This is a genomic window from Planococcus sp. PAMC 21323 (assembly GCF_000785555.1).
In the GTDB taxonomy this organism is placed as follows: Bacteria; Bacillota; Bacilli; order Bacillales_A; family Planococcaceae; genus Planococcus.
In genome coordinates, this window is sequence record NZ_CP009129.1 from 3,162,178 (window position 1) to 3,181,884 (window position 19,707).

15 protein-coding genes and 1 tRNA gene are annotated in these 19,707 nt (G+C 41.6%); 12 read left to right on the forward strand and 4 right to left on the reverse strand.

The window, feature by feature from the left end; genetic code table 11:
- The first annotated feature begins 3 nt into the window (after positions 1 to 3).
- The 8 genes from PLANO_RS15495 to PLANO_RS15530 all read left to right on the forward strand — a co-directional run bounded on the left by PLANO_RS15495 (position 4) and on the right by PLANO_RS15530 (position 10,977).
- Positions 4 to 966: a ribose-phosphate diphosphokinase gene (locus PLANO_RS15495; RefSeq protein WP_008433114.1), complete on the forward strand. Its 963-nt coding sequence runs from the start codon at positions 4 to 6 to the stop codon at positions 964 to 966.
- Positions 967 to 1,079: 113 nt separating this feature from the next.
- Positions 1,080 to 1,727 (forward strand): 50S ribosomal protein L25/general stress protein Ctc, encoded by a 648-nt coding sequence (locus PLANO_RS15500; protein WP_038705304.1) that lies wholly within the window; start codon positions 1,080 to 1,082, stop codon positions 1,725 to 1,727.
- Positions 1,728 to 1,857: 130 nt separating this feature from the next.
- Positions 1,858 to 2,421, forward strand: a complete 564-nt coding sequence (gene pth, locus PLANO_RS15505; protein WP_038705305.1) for an aminoacyl-tRNA hydrolase — start codon at positions 1,858 to 1,860, stop codon at positions 2,419 to 2,421.
- A gap of 69 nt (positions 2,422 to 2,490) precedes the next feature.
- Entirely contained in the window at positions 2,491 to 6,024 is a 3,534-nt protein-coding gene (gene mfd, locus PLANO_RS15510; protein WP_038705306.1) for a transcription-repair coupling factor, read from the forward strand.
- A gap of 108 nt (positions 6,025 to 6,132) precedes the next feature.
- Complete coding sequence (locus tag PLANO_RS15515) at positions 6,133 to 7,737, forward strand: putative polysaccharide biosynthesis protein (RefSeq protein WP_081976701.1); 1,605 nt, start codon at positions 6,133 to 6,135, stop codon at positions 7,735 to 7,737.
- A complete protein-coding gene (gene mazG / locus PLANO_RS15520) occupies positions 7,734 to 9,197 on the forward strand; it encodes a bifunctional methyltransferase/pyrophosphohydrolase YabN (protein ID WP_038705307.1) in 1,464 nt (487 codons plus the stop codon). The genes PLANO_RS15515 and mazG overlap by 4 nt, the downstream gene beginning before the upstream one ends.
- A 1-nt stretch (position 9,198) precedes the next feature.
- Positions 9,199 to 9,489 (forward strand): RNA-binding S4 domain-containing protein, encoded by a 291-nt coding sequence (locus tag PLANO_RS15525; RefSeq protein WP_038705308.1) that lies wholly within the window; start codon positions 9,199 to 9,201, stop codon positions 9,487 to 9,489.
- Between the two features lie 78 nt (positions 9,490 to 9,567).
- A complete protein-coding gene (locus PLANO_RS15530) occupies positions 9,568 to 10,977 on the forward strand; it encodes a D-alanyl-D-alanine carboxypeptidase family protein (RefSeq protein ID WP_038705309.1) in 1,410 nt (469 codons plus the stop codon).
- A 46-nt stretch (positions 10,978 to 11,023) separates the two neighbouring features.
- Here PLANO_RS15530 and argF read toward each other — a convergent pair whose 3' ends face one another.
- The 3 genes from argF to PLANO_RS15545 are packed head-to-tail and all read right to left on the reverse strand — an operon-like array spanning position 11,024 to position 16,132.
- Complete coding sequence (argF, locus tag PLANO_RS15535; protein WP_052124348.1) at positions 11,024 to 11,977, reverse strand: ornithine carbamoyltransferase; 954 nt, start codon at positions 11,975 to 11,977, stop codon at positions 11,024 to 11,026.
- A complete protein-coding gene (locus PLANO_RS15540; protein WP_038705310.1) occupies positions 11,974 to 15,069 on the reverse strand; it encodes a carbamoyl-phosphate synthase (glutamine-hydrolyzing) large subunit in 3,096 nt (1,031 codons plus the stop codon). The genes argF and PLANO_RS15540 overlap by 4 nt, the downstream gene beginning before the upstream one ends.
- Positions 15,062 to 16,132 (reverse strand): carbamoyl phosphate synthase small subunit, encoded by a 1,071-nt coding sequence (locus tag PLANO_RS15545; RefSeq protein ID WP_038705311.1) that lies wholly within the window; start codon positions 16,130 to 16,132, stop codon positions 15,062 to 15,064. Before PLANO_RS15545 ends, PLANO_RS15540 begins: the two co-directional genes overlap by 8 nt.
- A 279-nt stretch (positions 16,133 to 16,411) precedes the next feature.
- Here PLANO_RS15545 and PLANO_RS15550 point away from each other — a divergent pair, with 279 nt between their 5' ends.
- Both PLANO_RS15550 and PLANO_RS15555 read left to right on the forward strand, forming a co-directional pair.
- A complete protein-coding gene (locus PLANO_RS15550; protein WP_038705312.1) occupies positions 16,412 to 16,834 on the forward strand; it encodes an FtsB family cell division protein in 423 nt (140 codons plus the stop codon).
- A gap of 118 nt (positions 16,835 to 16,952) precedes the next feature.
- Positions 16,953 to 17,375 (forward strand): S1 domain-containing RNA-binding protein, encoded by a 423-nt coding sequence (locus PLANO_RS15555; protein WP_038705313.1) that lies wholly within the window; start codon positions 16,953 to 16,955, stop codon positions 17,373 to 17,375.
- 158 nt (positions 17,376 to 17,533) lie between these two features.
- On the opposite strand, the gene PLANO_RS15560 is transcribed toward PLANO_RS15555, so the two are convergent.
- A tRNA-Met gene (locus PLANO_RS15560) sits at positions 17,534 to 17,607 on the reverse strand.
- A gap of 110 nt (positions 17,608 to 17,717) precedes the next feature.
- Between PLANO_RS15560 and tilS the strand changes: the two genes are divergently transcribed.
- Complete coding sequence (gene tilS / locus PLANO_RS15565; protein ID WP_038705314.1) at positions 17,718 to 19,109, forward strand: tRNA lysidine(34) synthetase TilS; 1,392 nt, start codon at positions 17,718 to 17,720, stop codon at positions 19,107 to 19,109.
- A gap of 31 nt (positions 19,110 to 19,140) precedes the next feature.
- On the forward strand, positions 19,141 to 19,692 hold the full coding sequence (gene hpt / locus PLANO_RS15570) for a hypoxanthine phosphoribosyltransferase (RefSeq protein ID WP_038705315.1): 552 nt from the start codon (positions 19,141 to 19,143) through the stop codon (positions 19,690 to 19,692).
- The last annotated feature ends 15 nt before the right edge of the window (positions 19,693 to 19,707 follow it).

The window sequence follows — 19,707 nt, forward strand, 5'->3', positions numbered from 1 at the left end:
CTAATGGGCTATCAAAATGCAAACTCGAAATTGAAAATCTTTTCATTGAATTCGAACCAGGAGCTAGCGGAAGAAATTTCTGAACATGCAGGTATTCCACTTGGAAAAAGTTCAGTAACACATTTCAGCGATGGTGAAATCCAAATTAATATTGAAGAAAGTATTCGTGGCTACGACGTATTTATCGTGCAATCGACTTCTCAGCCGGTCAACGAAAACTTGATGGAATTATTAATTATGATTGATGCTGTTAAACGTGCTTCTGCCCGCACAGTCAATGTTGTAATGCCTTACTATGGTTATGCGCGACAAGACCGTAAAGCCCGTTCACGTGAACCGATTACAGCGAAATTAGTAGCGAACTTATTGGAAACTGCAGGAGCAACTCGTGTCATCGTACTTGATTTGCATGCTCCTCAAATTCAAGGGTTCTTCGATATTTTGATTGACCACTTGGTAGCCGTACCATTGCTTTCTGATTATTTCTTGAATGAAAGTGGCGTTGACCTTGAAAATGTCATCATCGTTTCACCAGACCACGGCGGGGTTACACGCGCTCGTAAAATGGCGGATCGTTTGAAAGCACCAATCGCCATTATTGATAAACGTCGTCCAAAACCAAATGTTGCTGAAGTCATGAACATTGTAGGGAATGTAGAAGGCAAAACAGCCATCATTATCGATGATATTATTGATACAGCAGGTACAATTTCCATTGCTGCGAGTGCATTAATCGAAAGCGGTGCGAAAGAAGTTTTTGCATGCTGTACACACCCAGTCCTTTCTGGTCCAGCTGTGCAACGTATTAATGATTCGGTTATCAAGGAATTGATCATTACCAATTCGATTGCATTGCCTGAAGAAAAGAAATCTCCTAAGATCAAGCAGTTATCTGTAGCTCGTTTGCTAGCTGAGACAATTGTTCGTGTTCACGAACAAAAATCTGTCAGCACTTTATTTGATTGATCATTTGTAACATCTATCTATGCTCTATGTTTCATTAAGACAAAACACGGGTATGTACTAAGTATGTACTTATAGTGAACACGTACTTTTAATATAACTGGAGGCTGAAATCAATGGTAAAAATGACTGCACAAAAAAGAGAAAGCAGCAATAAAAATTCTGCATTAACGGAACTTCGTGGACAAGGCAATGTGCCGGGCGTAGTTTATGGTTTTAAAACAGAGACAACACCAGTGACAGTAACTGAAATTGATTTGATTAAAACGTTACGTGAATCTGGACGTAATGGCGTTATCAAATTGGAAATTGACGGTACGACTAAAAACGTCGTATTAAGCGACTATCAAATGGATGCGTTAAAAGGTAGCTTTAAGCATGTCGACTTTTTAGCAATCAATATGTCAGATGAGCTAGAAGTAGCTGCAGCTGTTCACTTAACTGGCGAATCAGTTGGTGAAAAAGAAGGCGGATTTGTTACTCAGCCGAACCGCGAAGTAAATATTCGTGTGAAACCATCTGATATTCCAGATGCACTAGAAGTAGACATCTCGAAATTGGAAATCGGCGAAACGATCACGGTTGGTGATATTCGTGAAACGGTATCTTATGAAATCCTTGACGAAGATGACTTTATCCTTGTTTCTGCAACTGCACCTCGTACACAAGATGAAATGGACGAACTTGAGTCTGGAACAGAAGAAAATGCAGAACCAGAAGTGGTTGGTAGCGAAGATTCTAAAGAAGAAGATAAAGAAGCATAAATTTGAATGGAAAATAGGGACTGTCGAGAGACAGTCCCTATTTTTACGTTGTATGAAAAGTCGCATATGCTTTTTTTACAAACTAATTATGATAAAATAAAAAACAGTGATAAAGCAAAGGAAGATGGATATGAAATTGATTATCGGCCTGGGCAATCCGGGCAAAGCATATGAAGATACGCGTCATAATATCGGCTTTAAAGTAATCGATTACTTGGCGAGCCAATGGAATGCACCGCTAACACAATCTAAGTTTAAAGGCATGTATTCTGTGAGTCACCGACCTGAAGGCAAAGTGATGTTGTTAAAGCCATTAACATACATGAATTTATCCGGTGAGAGCGTAGGAGCATTAATGGATTACTATAATATTGATTTAAAAGATATACTCGTTATTTACGATGACTTGGATTTGCCGACAGGGCAACTAAGATTACGTCAAAAAGGCAGTGCAGGTGGTCATAATGGCATTAAATCGTTAATTCAGCATGTAGGAAATCAGGAATTTAACCGTTTGCGCATTGGGATTAGCCGTCCCCCAACAGGTATGAAAGTACCGGATTATGTATTGCAGCGATTTTCGAAAGAAGAAATCCCAGAAATGACTGCGGCGATTAAAAAAAGTGCAGCTGCTTGTGAAACATGGCTATCTAAACCTTATGTAGAAGTTATGAATGAGTTTAATGGAGTTTAACCGCTTTGACGCATTTGGCGTTCAGGGCTTTTTTCTGTTTCATGTATTTTTTTGAAAGGAGGAAGTTGGATGAATCATATTTTACAGATTTTTTCGGAGGATACACAGACACAACGATTTATGGACGATTTAAAAAAAGGAAACGACCATCAGTTGATTTCCGGTTTATCCGGCAGCGCAAGACCAATTTTCTATCAAACGATTTGGACCGAATTAGAAGAACCTTTATTGATTGTGACACCCAATTTATTGCATGCACAGCGTGTGTACGATGATTTGGTTCGTCTAGTAGGAGAAGAACAAGTTCACCTTTATCCCGCAGAAGAACTAATCGCAGCAGAGGTATCGTTTTCCGGTCCAGAATTAAGGGCTCACCGCATTGACACCCTTGATCATATGAAGAGTGTCGGTAAAGGTATTTACATTACACCAGTTGCAGGCATGCGCAAGTTATTGCCAACAAAAGAGCAATGGGATTATGCTAATTTGCGAATTGCAGAAGGCGAAGAACTTGATACAAATGAATGGCTGTTAAAATTGGTAGCAATGGGATACTCGCGTACGCCAATGGTCACCACACCCGGTGAATTTGCGCTTCGTGGAGGCATTTTAGATATTTATCCACTGAATTTTGAACATCCCGTGCGCATCGAATTATTCGATACGGAAGTGGATTCGTTGCGCTTGTTTTCAGCGGAAGATCAACGTTCACTCGAAAAAGTCCAATCGCTCTGTATTTTGCCAGCCAGTGAATTGGTACTGTCCCCGGATCAACGAACTCAATTGGCGGAAAAGCTGGAAGTTCAATTGGCTTCTAGTTTGAAAAAAATCAAAGCTGACGATACGAAAGCCTTAATGCTTCAACATATTCAGCATGACATCGATTTATTGAAGCAAGGAGAAACTCCTGAACAATTAGCGAAGTACGCTTCATTAATTGATACACAATCAGCATTTTTGGGTGATTATTTCCCGGGGAATGGACTGGTCTTTTTTGATGAGCTCGGACGAATTCAAGAAATGACGGATACTCTGGAACGTGAAGAAGGCGATTGGATTGTTTCACTTCTTGAAGAGGGGAAATTTGTTCACGATGTGCCGTTAACGTATACGTTCCGCGAAATGATGTCGAAGTTGCAGCATAAAGTCACTTTTTTATCCCTATTCGTTCGGACGTTCCCCATGGTATCTATCAAAAAGTCATTGGCTTTTTCCTGCAAGCCGATGCAATCTTTTCATGGGCAAATGCATTTACTAAAAGCTGAAATGGAGCGCTGGACGTCAGGGAAGTCGCAAATTTTTATCGTTGCACAGGGAGATGAGCGTCTAGAAAAAGTTCGTTCAGTGTTAGCAGATTACGATATGGAGGCTGTGATTGCCACCCCTTCAACTGAAATACAAGGCGGGCAAATTTATTTGCTTGATGGGGAATTGTCAACGGGCTTTGAAATGCCGTTGCAGCGACTAGCCGTCATTACAGACTCTGAATTGTTTAAGCAACAGCCAAAAAAGAAAACACGTGCACAAAAACTAACAAATGCTGAGCGTATTAAGAGCTACTCAGAGATTAAGCCAGGGGATTACATTGTACATATCCACCACGGGATTGGTCGCTTTATAGGCATTGAAACGCTTGAAAGCGGAGGCGTTCATAAAGATTATTTGCATATCGTTTATAAAGCTGACGATAAATTATTTGTACCGGTCGATAAAATTGATTTGATACAAAAGTACATTGCCTCTGAAGAAAAAGAACCAAAACTGCATAAAATGGGCGGCGCAGAATGGAAGAAAACACGTACAAAAGTTTCTGCAGCGGTCCAAGACATTGCAGATGATTTGATCAAGCTATATGCCGAACGCGAAGCATTGAGAGGCTTTGCCTTTTCCGAAGAGCAAGATATGCAACGACAATTTGAAGCCGAGTTTCCATATGAAGAAACAACCGATCAATTGCGCTCGATTAACGAAGTAAAGCGCGACATGGAAAATGAACGACCGATGGACCGCCTTATATGCGGAGATGTTGGCTATGGGAAAACAGAAGTTGCCATTCGTGCAGCATTTAAAGCAGTACTCGACGGCAAACAAGTAGCATTTCTTGTACCAACCACAATTTTGGCGCAGCAACACTTTGAAACCATGAGTGAACGATTTAAAGATTACCCAATAACGGTCGGATTAATGAGTCGCTTCCGCTCTAAAAAGCAGCAAACAGAAACCGTTAAAGGGTTGAAAAATGGCTCGGTTGATGTTGTCATCGGCACGCATCGTATTTTATCGAAGGATATGCAATACAAGGATCTAGGATTATTAATTATCGATGAAGAACAGCGCTTTGGTGTTACTCATAAAGAAAAAATCAAACAGATGAAGACAAACGTAGATGTCTTGACGTTAACAGCGACGCCAATCCCCCGTACGCTTCATATGTCGATGATTGGTGTGCGCGATTTGTCCGTAATCGAAACACCACCAGCAAACCGTTTTCCTGTCCAAAGCTACGTGATGGAACATAACGGTGCGCTCGTTCGCGAAGCCATTGAACGTGAAATGGCGCGAGGTGGACAAGTCTTTTATTTGTATAACCGTGTGGATGATATGACGCGGAAAGTAGAAGAAATTCAACAATTGGTTCCTGAAGCACGCGTTGGTTATGCTCATGGGCAAATGAGTGAAACGGAATTGGAATCAGTTATCTTGAGTTTTCTTGATGGCGATTACGATGTTTTAGTGACAACGACAATTATCGAAACCGGCATTGATATTCCAAACGTAAATACATTGATTGTCTATAATGCCGATCGCATGGGATTGTCACAGCTGTATCAATTGCGTGGGCGTGTTGGACGTTCGAGTCGTGTGGCGTATGCATACTTTATGTACCAGCGTGACAAAGTGTTAACCGACGTTGCCGAAAAACGATTGATGGCGATCAAAGAATTCACAGAGCTTGGTTCTGGTTTTAAAATTGCTATGCGCGATTTAACCATACGCGGAGCGGGTAATTTACTCGGGTCACAACAACATGGCTTTATTGATTCAGTCGGTTTTGATTTGTATTCGCAAATGCTGCAAGAAGCAATTGATGAACGTCAAACTGGCGTTAAAAAAGAAGTAATACCGGAAATTGAAATTTCACTCGATGTAGATGCTTATATTCCAGATGCCTATATTAGTGACGGTTACCAAAAGATTCAAATGTACAAGCGCGTTAAAGGCGTTGAAACAGAAGAAGAAATGCGTGAATTGCAAGATGAATTGATCGATCGTTTCGGAGATATGCCGACTGAAACGGATAGTTTATTGCGCATTGCGCGTATGAAAGTGTGGGCGCGCGAAGTCGGGGTAGAATCGATTAAACAAAATGGCAAAATGGTTTCTGTTCGCTTAAGCGAAAAAGGCACAGCGAGTATTAACGGCGGAAAAGTGGTCGAAGAATCTGCCGCTTATGGCCGTGCTGTTGGATTTAGTATGTCTGGTCAGCAATTGGTCATGACCATTGATGAAAATAAAACCAAAAAGCAGCACCCGTTTGATGTTCTTGAAGGTATGATGAAATTACTGCCAGAATCGTTGCGTGAAGAAAAGTCAGCTTTGTAAATTGAGGGAATGTTTTCCTAGTTTCTTGCGAGAGCTATGCCCAAAGCGCCAGAGCGATGTATAGAAACGAACGATAACCTTAATGTCAGAAAGAGATGAGTGGGTCCTTTGAACAATGAAGGCACAATGAAGTCGTTTATGAAAGGTGCAGTCTTGCTAACGATTGCGGGATTTATCGTTAAATTGCTCAGTGCTATTTACCGAGTGCCTTTTCAAAACCTTGTCGGAGACCAAGGCTTTTATATTTATCAGCAAGTGTATCCGTTTGTCGCCATTTTCGGCATATGGACTTCTTACGGTTTTGCCGTGGCGATTTCCAAATTATTAGCAGACAACCATCAGTCGGCGCACCGGGCAATTTTACGCATTGCATTTATTTATGTAGCAGCTATTTCTATTACAGTATTTGTTTTATTGTTTTTCGGTGCTGAGATGCTCGCCAGTTGGATGGGTGATGCGAAATTAGATAGCTTACTTAAAGTCGGGGCATTTGCGGTTTTATTGATGGCACCGCTCGCGATATTAAAAGGCTTTTTTCAATCACGCAATGATATGGCACCCGTTGCCTATGCTCAAGTAATCGAGCAAGGCTTACGCGTCTCGGTTATATTGATTGGAACGTGGATTGTGATCTCGCGGGGCTTTTCTCTGTATGCAGCAGGTCAAATGGCCATGCTCGGTGCTGTTGCGGGTGGTTTTGGAGCAGTGATGTTGTTATTGCTGTATTTTCGTCGTCATTCTAGTTTTTTCAAACAGCATTCATCAGTTCAAACTTGGTCAGTGATTAAAGAAATGACCGCAATTAGTTTGAGTGTCAGCATGAGTTCGTTAATTTTGGTGCTCTTTCAGTTAGTAGATTCGTTTACGGTATTTCGATTGCTAGAAGAAAGTGGCTTTGCTCGAATGACGGCCATGGAACAGAAAGGAATATATGATCGTGGTCAGCCGTTGGTGCAATTTGGTATTTTGATCGCCACTTCGCTTACTTTAGCGATTGTTCCGTTAGTGGCGCGGACCTCTCGGAATACAACTGGTAGGTCGGCCGACATGTATGCCCGTTTAGCCTTTCGCGTGTCGTTTTTATTTGCGTTTGCTGCTGCGGTTGGACTCACTTTCGTTATGCCATATGTCAATGAAACCTTATTTCAAACGCGCGAACAGTCATGGACGTTAATCATTTTTAGTTGGCAAATTGTATGGATGTCTTTACTTCTTATTATGACAGCGATGCTTCATGGACTTGGAAAGGTGAGAGTTCCAGCTGTATTGCTCATATTGGGGTTAGTGGTAAAAGTTATTTGCAACTTGTTGTTATTGCCAGTTTGGGGAGTAGCGGGAGCTGCTGTTGCCGGAAATATCGGTCTGGCCGTAATCGTTTGCGGTTTACTCATCTATTTTAAAAAAGTATGGTCACTTCAATTTGCATCTCTTTCTTACTATTGTTGGCTTACGGGAGCTGCACTGGCAATGTCTGCTGTAGTGTTAGGGTGGTCGCTAATAGCTGAAGGCTATTTATTTGATGGCTTATCGAGCCGCTCCAGCGCTGCATTTACCACCATGACAGCCATTCCACTCGGCGCATTCCTATTTATGATCATCATCGGAAAAAGCCGAATCATTACAGAGAAAGAATGGTACATCATTCCATTTGGTCGCAAGCTGGCCAAATTCCAATTAGCAATAAACTCAAAGAAAAAAGGTGAAAAGCGATGAATACTATTCACATAATCGGTCTTGGAGCCGGAGATCTAGATCAATTGCCGCTCGGCGTTTATAAAAAACTAAAGGCCTCAACAAATTTATATGTGCGGACAGAGGACCATCCGGTGTTAACAGAGTTAGCAGAAGAAGGCGTAACGTTTACAAGTTTTGACAGTGTGTATGAAAAACACGACAGCTTTAGCCCAGTGTATGCAGAAATTGCCGAAACTTTAATCTACTTGTCTGTTGGAAAATCGGTCATTTATGCTGTGCCAGGTCACCCGTTAGTGGCAGAACAAACGGTACAAAATTTGATAGCAGCTGAAAAACAAGGACGCTGCCACTTGTCGATTGAAGGCGGGCATAGCTTTTTGGATTCTTTGTTCGGCGCACTTCGCATCGATCCAATCGAAGGGTTTCAATTAATGGATGGCACTGAGATGACGAGCGATCAAGTAAATATGACGCAGCATTTACTAATTGCTCAAGTATACGATAGCTTTAGTGCATCTGAAGTAAAGCTAACGCTTATGGAAAAGTATCCAGACGACTACCCGGTGACAATCGTTACGGCAGCGGGGTCAGCAAACGAAGTATTACGTACCGTACCGCTTCATGAATTGGATCGCGTGGCGGAAGTTACTAATTTAACGACAATTTATGTGCCACCAGCAGCAGAACAAACCGAGCGACTAAAAGAGTGGCAAACGTTCCGCAGCGTTATCGCGAAGCTACGAAGCCCTGAAGGTTGTCCGTGGGACCGTGAGCAGACGCATGAGTCGTTGAGTCCACATTTAATCGAAGAAGCACACGAATTGCTTCAAGCGATTCAAGAAGAAAATGATGAAGCCATTGTCGAGGAGTTGGGCGATGTCTTATTGCAAGTATTTTTACACGCCCAAATTGGTCAAGATAACGGCTATTTCCAAATAGAAGATGTACTTGAATCCATTAACGCAAAAATGATTCGTCGTCATCCTCACGTGTTCGGGGAGGTATCAGTTGAAGATTCCGAGCAAGTGATCGCCAATTGGCAAGAAATTAAAGCGCAGGAAAAACCGCTAAAAGATTCATTGTTAGAAGGACAAGAACGATTTAGCTCTTCATTGACAACCTCGTTTAATTATCAAAAAAAGGCGGCGAAAGTTGGTTTTACTTGGCGGGACGCTGCATCTGCTTGGGATAAATTCCATGAAGAATTGCAGGAGTTCCAAGAAGAAATAGCGAATGGTTCTAAAGCTCGCCAATTAGATGAATTGGGCGATTTACTGTTTACATTAGTGAATCTTGCGAGGTTCTTTGATTTGTCACCCGAAGAAGCTATGATGCAAGCGAATCGTAAATTCCAAAGTCGTTTTTATTATGTCGAACAGCAAGTAAAGCAAGGAACCGGTGATTTTAGTGATTATTCGTTAGAGCAGTTAGATGCATTTTGGAACCAAGCCAAATTATTGGCAAGAAAGGAAGACTAAAATGAGACTCGATAAATTTCTAAAAGTATCGCGCTTGATTAAGCGTCGAACTTTAGCTAAGCAAGTAGCGGACCAAGGACGTATTACGGTAAACGGCAATAAAGCAAAAGCAAGTTCAGTGATAAAAGAAAATGATGAGCTGCAAATTCGCTTTGGTCAAAAAGTTGTTACAGTCCGCGTTGATATGTTGAAAGAAGTCGCGAAAAAAGAAGATACAGTTAACATGTACACGATTTTGAGTGAAGAAAAACTAGAAAAAGTAGAACCTGAATTTATTGATGATGAAGCGTAAAAACCTGCCTTGAGCAGGTTTTTTTAGATTATAATGGCAATAAGTAAGATCCGATAAGAGGTTTACTGAGAGGAAATGATGAGATTGCTGAAAAAATCACTAAACAAGAAGATTGGGTTAGTAGTTGCCACATTATTATTGGCTTTAACGCTAATGCCTGGGTCAAGCAATGCTACAAGCTCTTTTAAAGACGTGACAAGCTTTAAAGAAGAAGTCGATTTTCTATCAGGGTTAGGCATCATCAAAGGGTTTCCGGATGGTAGTTTTAAGCCAGCAGCTGCGATTACACGTTTAGACGCTGTCCGTATGATTTTGCGTGAATTAGATGATAAAGATACTGTAGGCAGAGACCCTGGTTTTGCAGACGTAACACCTGATACACCGGGATATGACGAAGTGGCCAAAGCGGTGAAATTAGGTTTTATCGAAGGAAAAGAAACGACAGAAGGCGTAAAATATTTTGATCCAAAAGGTCAATTAACTCGTGCAGAAATGGCAAAGATTTTAACGCTAGCCTACCAATTAAAAGAGGATAAGAAAATTTCTTTTATCGATGTCCACTCTTCTTATTGGGCTAATGCTTATATTAGCCGTTTAGCAACAGCAGGTGTGACGAACGGATATCCTGGTGGAACATTCAAACCAAACGAATCTTTGCAACGCCAGCATTTCGCGGCATTTATGGCGCGTCTTTTAGCTCCTGAAAAATTCCCGGTGGCTCCAAAGACACCTGAGAAGCAGGTAACTTATGTAACCATTGATCAATTAAATATGCGTTCAAAACCAAGTGTCAGCGGTTTGATTATTGGCTCGATCCCTAAAGGGGGAAAAGTTGAATACATGAGCAAAGAAGGCACTTGGTATAAAGTGAAATATGGCAGCAAGGCGGGGTGGGTCAATTCAGCTTATTTGAGCAATTCATCAAGTCTCAAAACAGCTTACCCAGCACCATCAAATAAGACACCCGGAACTTATGCAGCGGGCATCTTAATTGTAAATAAACAATATGGTCTACCGTCTAATTATAATCCAGGCGTCAACAAACTGGCGCAAAAGGCCATAGATGCTATGGTTCTTGAGGCGAAAAAGCAAGAGGTTGGGTTGACTGCTTTTAGTACGTTTCGGTCGTATAATCGTCAAAAAGAACTTTATAATAATTACGTACGTAAGAACGGAGTAGCAGAAGCCAATCGCTTTAGTGCAAAGCCTGGTTATAGTGAACATCAAACGGGCTTAGCATTCGATTTGGGTGGCAGCAATCAATCGCAATGGCTGAAAGAATCGTTTGCTGCAACAAAAGAAGGGAAATGGCTTGCAGCGAATGCTCATCAGTACGGATTTATTCTGCGGTACCCTAAAGGCAAAGAAAAAATTACCGGTTATATGTATGAACCTTGGCATTACCGTTATATAGGATCTGAATTGGCGCCTAAAGTGAAAAATAGTGGCAAGACTTTAGAAGAATACGTGAATGTTGCTGGCAAATAAACAGCAAAAGCCTTAGGAATCAAAATTCCTAAGGCTTTTTTCTGTTTTATTTATCTCCCATTAATGCCACAAGCACAGCTTTTTGTGCGTGCAAACGGTTTTCAGATTGCTGGAAAATGACCGAATGAGAGCCTTCTAAAATAGCGGTAGTCACTTCTTCCTCGCGATGAGCAGGCAGACAATGCATAAAGATAAAGTCAGGATTGGCATGTTTAATGAGTTCTTCGTTTACTTGAAATCCTTGGAAATGTTCGAGGCGCTCAATGGTTTCTTGTTCTTGCCCCATGCTCGCCCAAACGTCTGTATAAACAGCATCACTGCCCATTACCGCTTTTTCCGGACTATCCGTAATTTCAATAGTCGAACCTGTGTATTGTGCAATATCTTTTGCTAAAGCAACCATTTCTGGTGTCGGGGCATAGGCGGCAGGTGAAGCAATGCTAATGTCCATGCCAACTTTAGCTGCGCCAATCATTAACGAATTGGCCATATTATTGCCGTCTCCAATATAGGCCATTTTCTTACCTTTTAAGGTGCCGAAATGCTCGAGCATCGTCATTAAATCAGCCATCACTTGGCATGGGTGATAATCGTCTGTTAAGCCATTGATGACCGGAATAGAGCTAGAATCTGCTAGTTCTTGAACTGTTGATTGGTGATATGTACGAATCATCAACCCGTCCAAATAACCGGATAAAACCCGTCCCGTATCGGCAATGGTTTCACCGCGTCCGAGTTGCGTATCTTGCGAACTCAAAAACATAGCGTGACCTCCAAGCTGAAGCATTCCCGCTTCAAATGAAACGCGCGTACGAGTAGAAGATTTTTCGAAAATCATTCCGAGTACTTTTCCTTTTAACAATGGCAACTGTTTGTTTTCTGGTTTTTTCAATTCAATCGCTAGATTCAGTAAATCCATCAATTCAGTTGTGCTGTAATCTTTTAGCGACAAAAAGTCTTCTTGAACAATCGATGGGGCAAATGGAATCGTCATCGTCATTTTGCAAGCACTCCTTTCGGGAATAAGGTAGATGTAAAGCCGCCGTTAAACGCAGCCATCGTTTCAAAGCGTGTCCACACGTGAAGACGGTGGATTGCGGCCTGCTTAGCATTTGTACTGTCCGGGTCAGGAGAAAAATCGATATATGCTTTTTTATTTTCTGTTTGTAACCAGTCGTCAAAAGACTGAGTGCTTCTAGTGACAAGCTCGTGTCCAAGCGTTTTCCATAAAGCGCTGTCGACTTGATCAATTGATGATTCTGCGACAAACAATGTTCCGCCTGTCGTTAGGTCAGCCAATTGAACAGAAGCACCGACTAGCGCTTTTGCTAACGCCAAATCTAAATCTGAACTAGATCCAATCACTTCACCTGTCGACATCATTTCGGGTGACAGTACAGGAGACAAGCCTGGCAATTTAATATGCGAGAAAACCGGAGCTTTTACGGTATATTCAGGTTGTCCGTTGAAACTTTCTTCAATGGCAAGTTCTTCGAACGGTACACCTAATAATAAAGCTGTAGCGTGTTTCACAAGTGGTACATCCGTTATTTTTGAGCTGATTGGAGCGGTACGTGAAGCCCGCGGGTTGATTTCCATGACGAATAATTGGTCGCCTTCGTAAACAAATTGGATATTAAATAAGCCTGTATAGTCCATGTTTTTGGCAATGTGTTTCGCTGTTTCAGTTAGTTCTTGCAACGCGCGTTCTGATAATGAGACCGGTGGGGTAATCGAGATGCTATCACCCGAATGAACACCAGTTCCTTCAACGTGTTCGAAAATAGCTGATACCCAAACATTTTCACCATCTGTCAAAATGTCCGCTTCAACTTCCTTACCAGTAACAAAATGATCAACCAATACAGGGAATGCCATTGTCGTTTGTTGCAACCAGTCAGTTAATTCTTTCTCATTTGCTAACACAAGCATGCCGCGCCCACCGATGACATAAGAAGGGCGCAATAACACCGGGAAGCCGAGTGAGTGAGCTGCTGGCATCACGTCAGCGGCATTAAGTGCTGTTTTACCTGGAATGGTTGGTAAGCCGATAGATTCCAAAAATGCGTAAAAACGATCACGGTCTTCCATTTGATCTAGTAAATCAACTGTTGAGCCGAGAACTGTAATGCCTGCGCTTTCCAAAGCAGCCGCTACATTTAGTGAAGTTTGTCCGCCAAATTGGAGAATAACTTGATTGATGCCTTCAAAGTCCAAGACATTCAAAATATCTTCTGGTGTAATTGGCTCAAAATACAGCGCGTCTGCTATTTCATAATCAGTACTAACAGTTTCAGGATTGTTATTGATCATAATCGCTTCATAGCCCAATTTTTGAGCGGCTAAAACACTATGAACGCAACAATAATCAAATTCGATACCTTGACCAATACGAATTGGCCCCGATCCAATGACCGCTACTTTTTTCTTGTGATGAGGTCGAATAAGATCTGAAGCACCTTGCCAACTCGAATAAAAATAATTGGTATTTGACGAAAACTCAGCAGCGCACGTATCGATCATGCGATATGCAGGAGTTACTTGCCAAAGCCTGCGTTGTCCCCAAACTTCAGAGCAAGAGACATTCCATAAATCCGCTAATTGCTGATCGCTAAAACCTAAAGTCTTCGCCTGAAGTAAACGTGCGCGTGTCATATTGTTCCAATCGGTTTGTTGAAGTTTCTGCCATTCTTCAACGATATTGTTCATCACCCATAAGAAGTAGGGGGTAATGCCAGTGAGGCCGTGTAAAAAATCAATCGACTTGCCACGAACCAATAACTCGAAAAGTACGAATAGGCGGCGATCATCTGCTTCGATAGCTAATTCGCATAAACTTTCTGTCGATAACTGGTTAAGAGCGGGTAAGCGGAAGCCATCAATTGGTAACTCGAGTGAACGAATCGCTTTTTGCATTGCCGCTTCCATGCTGCGTTCAATCGCCATCACTTCACCAGTAGCTTTCATTTGTGTGCCAAGCTTTCGCTCGATTTGCGGGAATTGATCAAACGGCCAACGCGGAATTTTCACTGCTACATAATCAAGCGCTGGTTCAAAACTAGCAAATGTTGTACCCGTCACTGGGTTTTTTAATTCGGCTAATTGATAGCCAAGTGCCAACTTCGCCGCAATTTTAGCAATCGGATAACCAGTTGCTTTTGAAGCGAGAGCAGAAGAGCGACTGACGCGCGGGTTAACTTCGATTAAATAATAAGCCGAAGTTTCAGGGTGCAAGGCGAACTGCACATTACACGCACCGATAATGCCAAGCGCTTTAATGATATGAATCGAGGAGCTACGTAACATATGGAAATCTTGATCGTTTAAGGTTTGACTAGGCGCCACGACAATCGAGTCACCCGTATGCACCCCGACAGGATCGAAGTTTTCCATATTGCAAATCGTAATACAAGTGCCGTCTGCGTCACGCATTACCTCGTACTCGATTTCTTTATAGCCCGCGATACTAATTTCAACTAAGCATTGCTTAATAGGACTAGCACTCAACCCTTGTTTTACTAAGTCGATATACGTTTTTTCATCTTGAGCAATCCCACCCCCAAAGCCGCCAAGCGTATAAGCTGGGCGCACGATGAGGGGATAGCCCGCAGAATTCGCAAATTCCAAAGCACCTTCAATTGAATAAATAATATCACTATCAGGAACAGGCTCGCCTAGCTGATTCATCAAAGAGCGGAATTGTTCACGATCTTCCGCTTGTTTGATGGCTTTCATATCGGTACCAAGTAACGTAACGTCATATTTCGTTAAAATACCTGAATCAGATAAAGACATCGCTAAGTTTAAAGCAGTTTGTCCGCCAACAGTTGCAAGCAATCCATCCGGTCGTTCTTTTTCGATAATGGCCGTGACGCTATCCAAAGTTAGTGGTTCGAAATAGACTGTATCGGAAATCGATTTATCGGTCATAATCGTTGCAGGGTTATTGTTAATTAAGATGACTTCCACGCCTTCTTCTTTTAACGCGACACAAGCTTGCGTGCCAGAGTAATCGAACTCCGCTGCTTGTCCGATGACAATAGCGCCAGAGCCAATGACCAATACTTTTTTTATCTGTTGTTGCTTAGGCATGGACTTTCACTCCTTCTTGCTGCTTGGCTACGTTTAGAAAGTGTTGGAATAATTCAAGGTGGTCAGTTGGACCTGGTGCTGCTTCTGGATGAAATTGAACGGTGGTAATCGGTAAAGTGTCGTGAATAAGTCCTTCGATACTGTCATCGTTGACGTTTTTATAAAGAGCCGAAAAAGGTGTTTGTGTAAGGCTATCGTTTTCGACGACATAGCTATGATTTTGTGAACTCATGCTGACACGTTTTGTCTGCATATTCATTACAGGGTGATTGGCTCCGCGGTGGCCATAAGCGAGTTTTGCGGTTTTCGCACCAAACGCAGAAGCCAGTACTTGGTGGCCGAGACAAATACCGAAACTCGGATAGCGCTCTGCCCAGTCGCGGTAGATTGGAAACAGTGATTGGAGAGCTGCGGGGTCTCCAGGACCATTTGAAAATAATAGGCCATCAAGCTCGAAGCGATCCAGCTGTTCTGTCGAAGTTGCATAAGGAATAATGGTTACTTTGCAATCGAGTAATAACAATTGTTTTAAAATGGACGACTTATAATGAAAATCAATCAAGCCAATATGTGTCATACCAGTTCCGATGGTTTGGAGTTCTTGATCTGATTGAGTAGCAAGGAAAAAATGTGTTTGCACGGATTCCCAAGCTAGTTCGGACAAAGTGTTGTGTAGCAATTGCGATTGCATCGTACCGGAATCGCGAATGCTTTGGATAATAGAGCGCGTATCAACACCGCTTAAAATTGGTATGTGGTGGGTATCGGCAAACTCAGCGAGTGAAATGGCATCTTTGCAAAGAGGTCCTTCATATAAGTTCGCAACTATAATTCCAGCCGCTTGAATAAGATCTGATTGTGCATAAAGCGATTCGATTCCATATTGTCCAATTAAAGGATAGGAAAACACGACGATTTGTCCTTTATACGATGGATCTGTTAAAACTTCTTCATAACCGGTCATGCCTGTGAAAAAGACAATTTCTCCTTGAATAGCAGAAGCTTTACCGTGCCACTGACCTTTAAATGTTTTTCCATTTGATAGTGTGATGACTCCTGACATTTTCCCACCCCTTACTTTATTCATTTATAATGCATATTTATAAGTTGGTTATTTTTATTTATCCGATAAATCCTATGTTTTGTAAGTAGAAAGATAATGATTAGTATTATATGTCTGTATAAAAATTAAGTCAACTGTATTTTTATGATAAAATGAATAAAGGTAATAAGTCCTTATTGAAGAAAGAAGTGAAAAAAGGGAAAATTATTGAAAACGCTTATCTTCTCAAAGCTTTTCATGTATAATAATGACAAAGTTAGTATGAAGGGAGAGCGGGTCATGAGTTTGAAGAGAGATAACAAAGCTGATAAGCGCGAAGTCACCTCAATTCGCAATGACTATGTCCGTTCGGTTGAAATCGAAGAAAAGCGTAAATCTGCTCATAAAGTACGATTAATGAGAAGGTTGGCAGTATTTGGGTTCGTGGTTTTGATGGCAACTATTTGGATTGGGTCAACTATTTATGCGCAAACACAAACCATTTCTGAAAAAGCGCAGCTTCGTGAAGAAGCGCTGTTAGAGCTTGAAAAAGTGGAAAAGCAACAAAATCAGCTAGAAGAACAAATTTTGCTACTGAATGATGAAGAATATTTGGCTAAATTAGCGCGCAAAGATTATTTCTTATCAGAAGAAGGAGAAATCATTTTTACTACGCCACATGATGAAAAAAAAGATAAAGAAAAGCCATCAGAAAAAGAGTAGTCAGTTGACACTCTTTTTTTGATGGTTATAATAAAAAGTGGGACAAGTCCCGCAAAATGACAGCGTGACCTAATATCATTTAGAGTCACCTTTAATTTTAAGGAGGAGCATTTTTTTTATGTCGATTGAAGTAGGCAGCAAGTTAGAAGGTAAAGTCACAGGTATTACAAACTTTGGAGCATTTGTTCAGCTTCCAACTGGTGCAACAGGCCTCGTGCATATAAGTGAAGTAGCCGACAACTACGTTAAGGATATTAACGATCATCTTAAAGTTGGCGAAATGGTAGAAGTGAAAGTCATGAATGTAGAAGCAGACGGAAAGATTGGGCTTTCAATTCGTAAAGCGAAGCCACAACCAGAAGGCGGCACAGAACGACCACAACGACCACGCCCAAGCAACAATCGTTCATTTGATCGCGCTCCAAAAGAGAACTTTGAAACAAAAATGGCGAAGTTCTTGAAAGACAGCGAAGAAAACATGACGACCTTAAAGCGCGCGACTGAATCAAAACGTGGCGGCCGAGGGGCAAAAAGAGGCTAACTTGCTAGCTGTTTTAATAGTATAGGGAAATGCTTCACTACAGCTTGAAATTTATAAATGAAACGCTTCTCAATTTGAGAAGCGTTTTTTTTGAGTATTTATTTTCCGCAATAAAAAAAGCAGTGCCCTTAAAGGACGCTGCTTTTGTGGAACTATAATGGCGGCAGAGGGGATCGAACCCCCGACCTCACGGGTATGAACCGTACGCTCTAGCCAGCTGAGCTACGCCGCCTTGTTTAAACGAACATTTAATAGCATACTATTGATAAATGCGTCTGTCAATTGCAATTCAAAAAAATTTCAACAGAATTTCAATATAGAGAGTAAGCAGGTGAGAGAGTAATGGAGAATTTTCAAACATTAATGATGCAGTATATCAAGGAGCACAAACTGTTGGAAGCTGGAGACAACGTACTCGTTGGTTGTTCAGGAGGAATTGACTCGATGGTCTTGCTCTATTTTCTGAATTCTATAAAGAACGAACTGGGTATTTCAGTCGCAGCCGTTCATGTAGATCATATGTTAAGGGGCGAAGAATCCCGTGAAGATCGTCTGTTCACGGAAGAAAAAGCAAAACAATGGGGGATTAAATGCTTTAGTCGAGCGATTCCCATTCCGGAGATTTTAGAAAAAAAAGGCGGCAATAAGCAACAACTATGTCGAACTGAACGCTACGCTTATTTTCTAGAAGTGATGGATCAAACCGGTGCCACTAAATTTGCGACGGCCCATCACGCAGACGATCAGCTCGAAACCATCCTGATGTCAGGGCTAAGAGGCAGTTTGCAAGACGGATCATTTGGCATGCGAACAATTCGCCCTTTTGGAAGAGGTTATTTAATTCGTCCGCAGTTGGCGGTAGTGAAAGATCAAATTGCGGCATATGCAAAAGTGCAGGACATTCTATACCGAGAAGACTCGAGCAATGCAGAAGCTGCATATACACGGAATCGTTTGCGGCAACATGTTTTACCGCTTTTAAAAGAAGAGAATGATCGTGTTTCTCAAAATTTCGTGGAACTTGCAGAAGACATGCAACAAGATCAACAGTTTTTACAAGAATTAGCCGAACAAAAAGTAGCGCGAATCATTAAGGTGGAAAATGAAGAAATTATTTTATCTGCCAAAAGTTTCAGAGTTGAAGCGCACGCTTTACAAAAAAGAATGGTTCTACTACTATTAAACTATCTATATAATCCGAAGCAAGTTCCGTTAACGAGACAGCTGGTTGAACAAATGCAAGAAATGCTGCAAAGTTCATCGGGCACTGTTTTTTTACATTTGCCGCAAAATTATATAGCGATTCGCCAATACGACGAGGTTTTGCTCAGTCGTCAATCGCAAGAAACAGTGACTGAACCGACATCTAGTATCATTACCGAAAACTGGACGCCTATTTATCAGGGACGCCAGTATAAAGTGATGCCAACTGCTCGACAAGAACAAATAGAAAATGCTGCCACATGGTATTTTCAAGCACCTGAAAACGCCAGTTTCTTTTTGCGAAGCCGAAAACCGGGTGACCGGATTCTGCTCGCTGGGATGAACCATCCAAAAAAACTGTCGCGTTTAATGATTGATGAAAAAATTCCTGTGCCTAAGAGAGAAAGTTGGCCTGTCATCACGACTGACGAAAACGAACTTTTATTAGTGCCAGGCATACGAGCATCCGCCCTCGTTAGCCGCCAAAAGCGCGATGGAGACAATTGGGTACTAATTGAACAAAATTTATAAAATGAAAACAAGGAATACTAGGAGGTCCACCATGCTACAAAATGACATTAAAGAAATATTAATTAGCGAAGAACAATTGCAGGACAAAGCACGTGAACTAGGAGCGACGTTAACAGAGGATTATAAAGGTAAATATCCACTGGCTATCGGCGTTTTAAAAGGTGCAATGCCATTCATGGGAGATTTGATGAAACGTATTGATGGGTTTGTTGAAATGGATTTCATGGATGTTTCAAGTTATGGCAATGCAACTGTTTCTTCTGGAGAAGTTAAAATTGTAAAAGATTTGAATGCAAGTGTCGAAGGACGCGATCTACTAATCATTGAAGATATCATTGATAGTGGGATGACACTTAGCTATTTAGTGGACCTGTTCAAGTACCGCAAAGCAAATTCAATTAAGATTGTCACATTATTGGATAAACCGACAGGGCGAAAAGTAGACTTGAAAGCCGATTACGTTGGCTTTGAAGTACCGGATGCATTTGTTGTTGGATACGGTTTGGATTACGCAGAAAGATATCGGAATTTACCGTATATCGGAATTTTGAAGCCTGCGATTTATAGTGGGGAAGAAGAATAGACAACGATCGTTCAC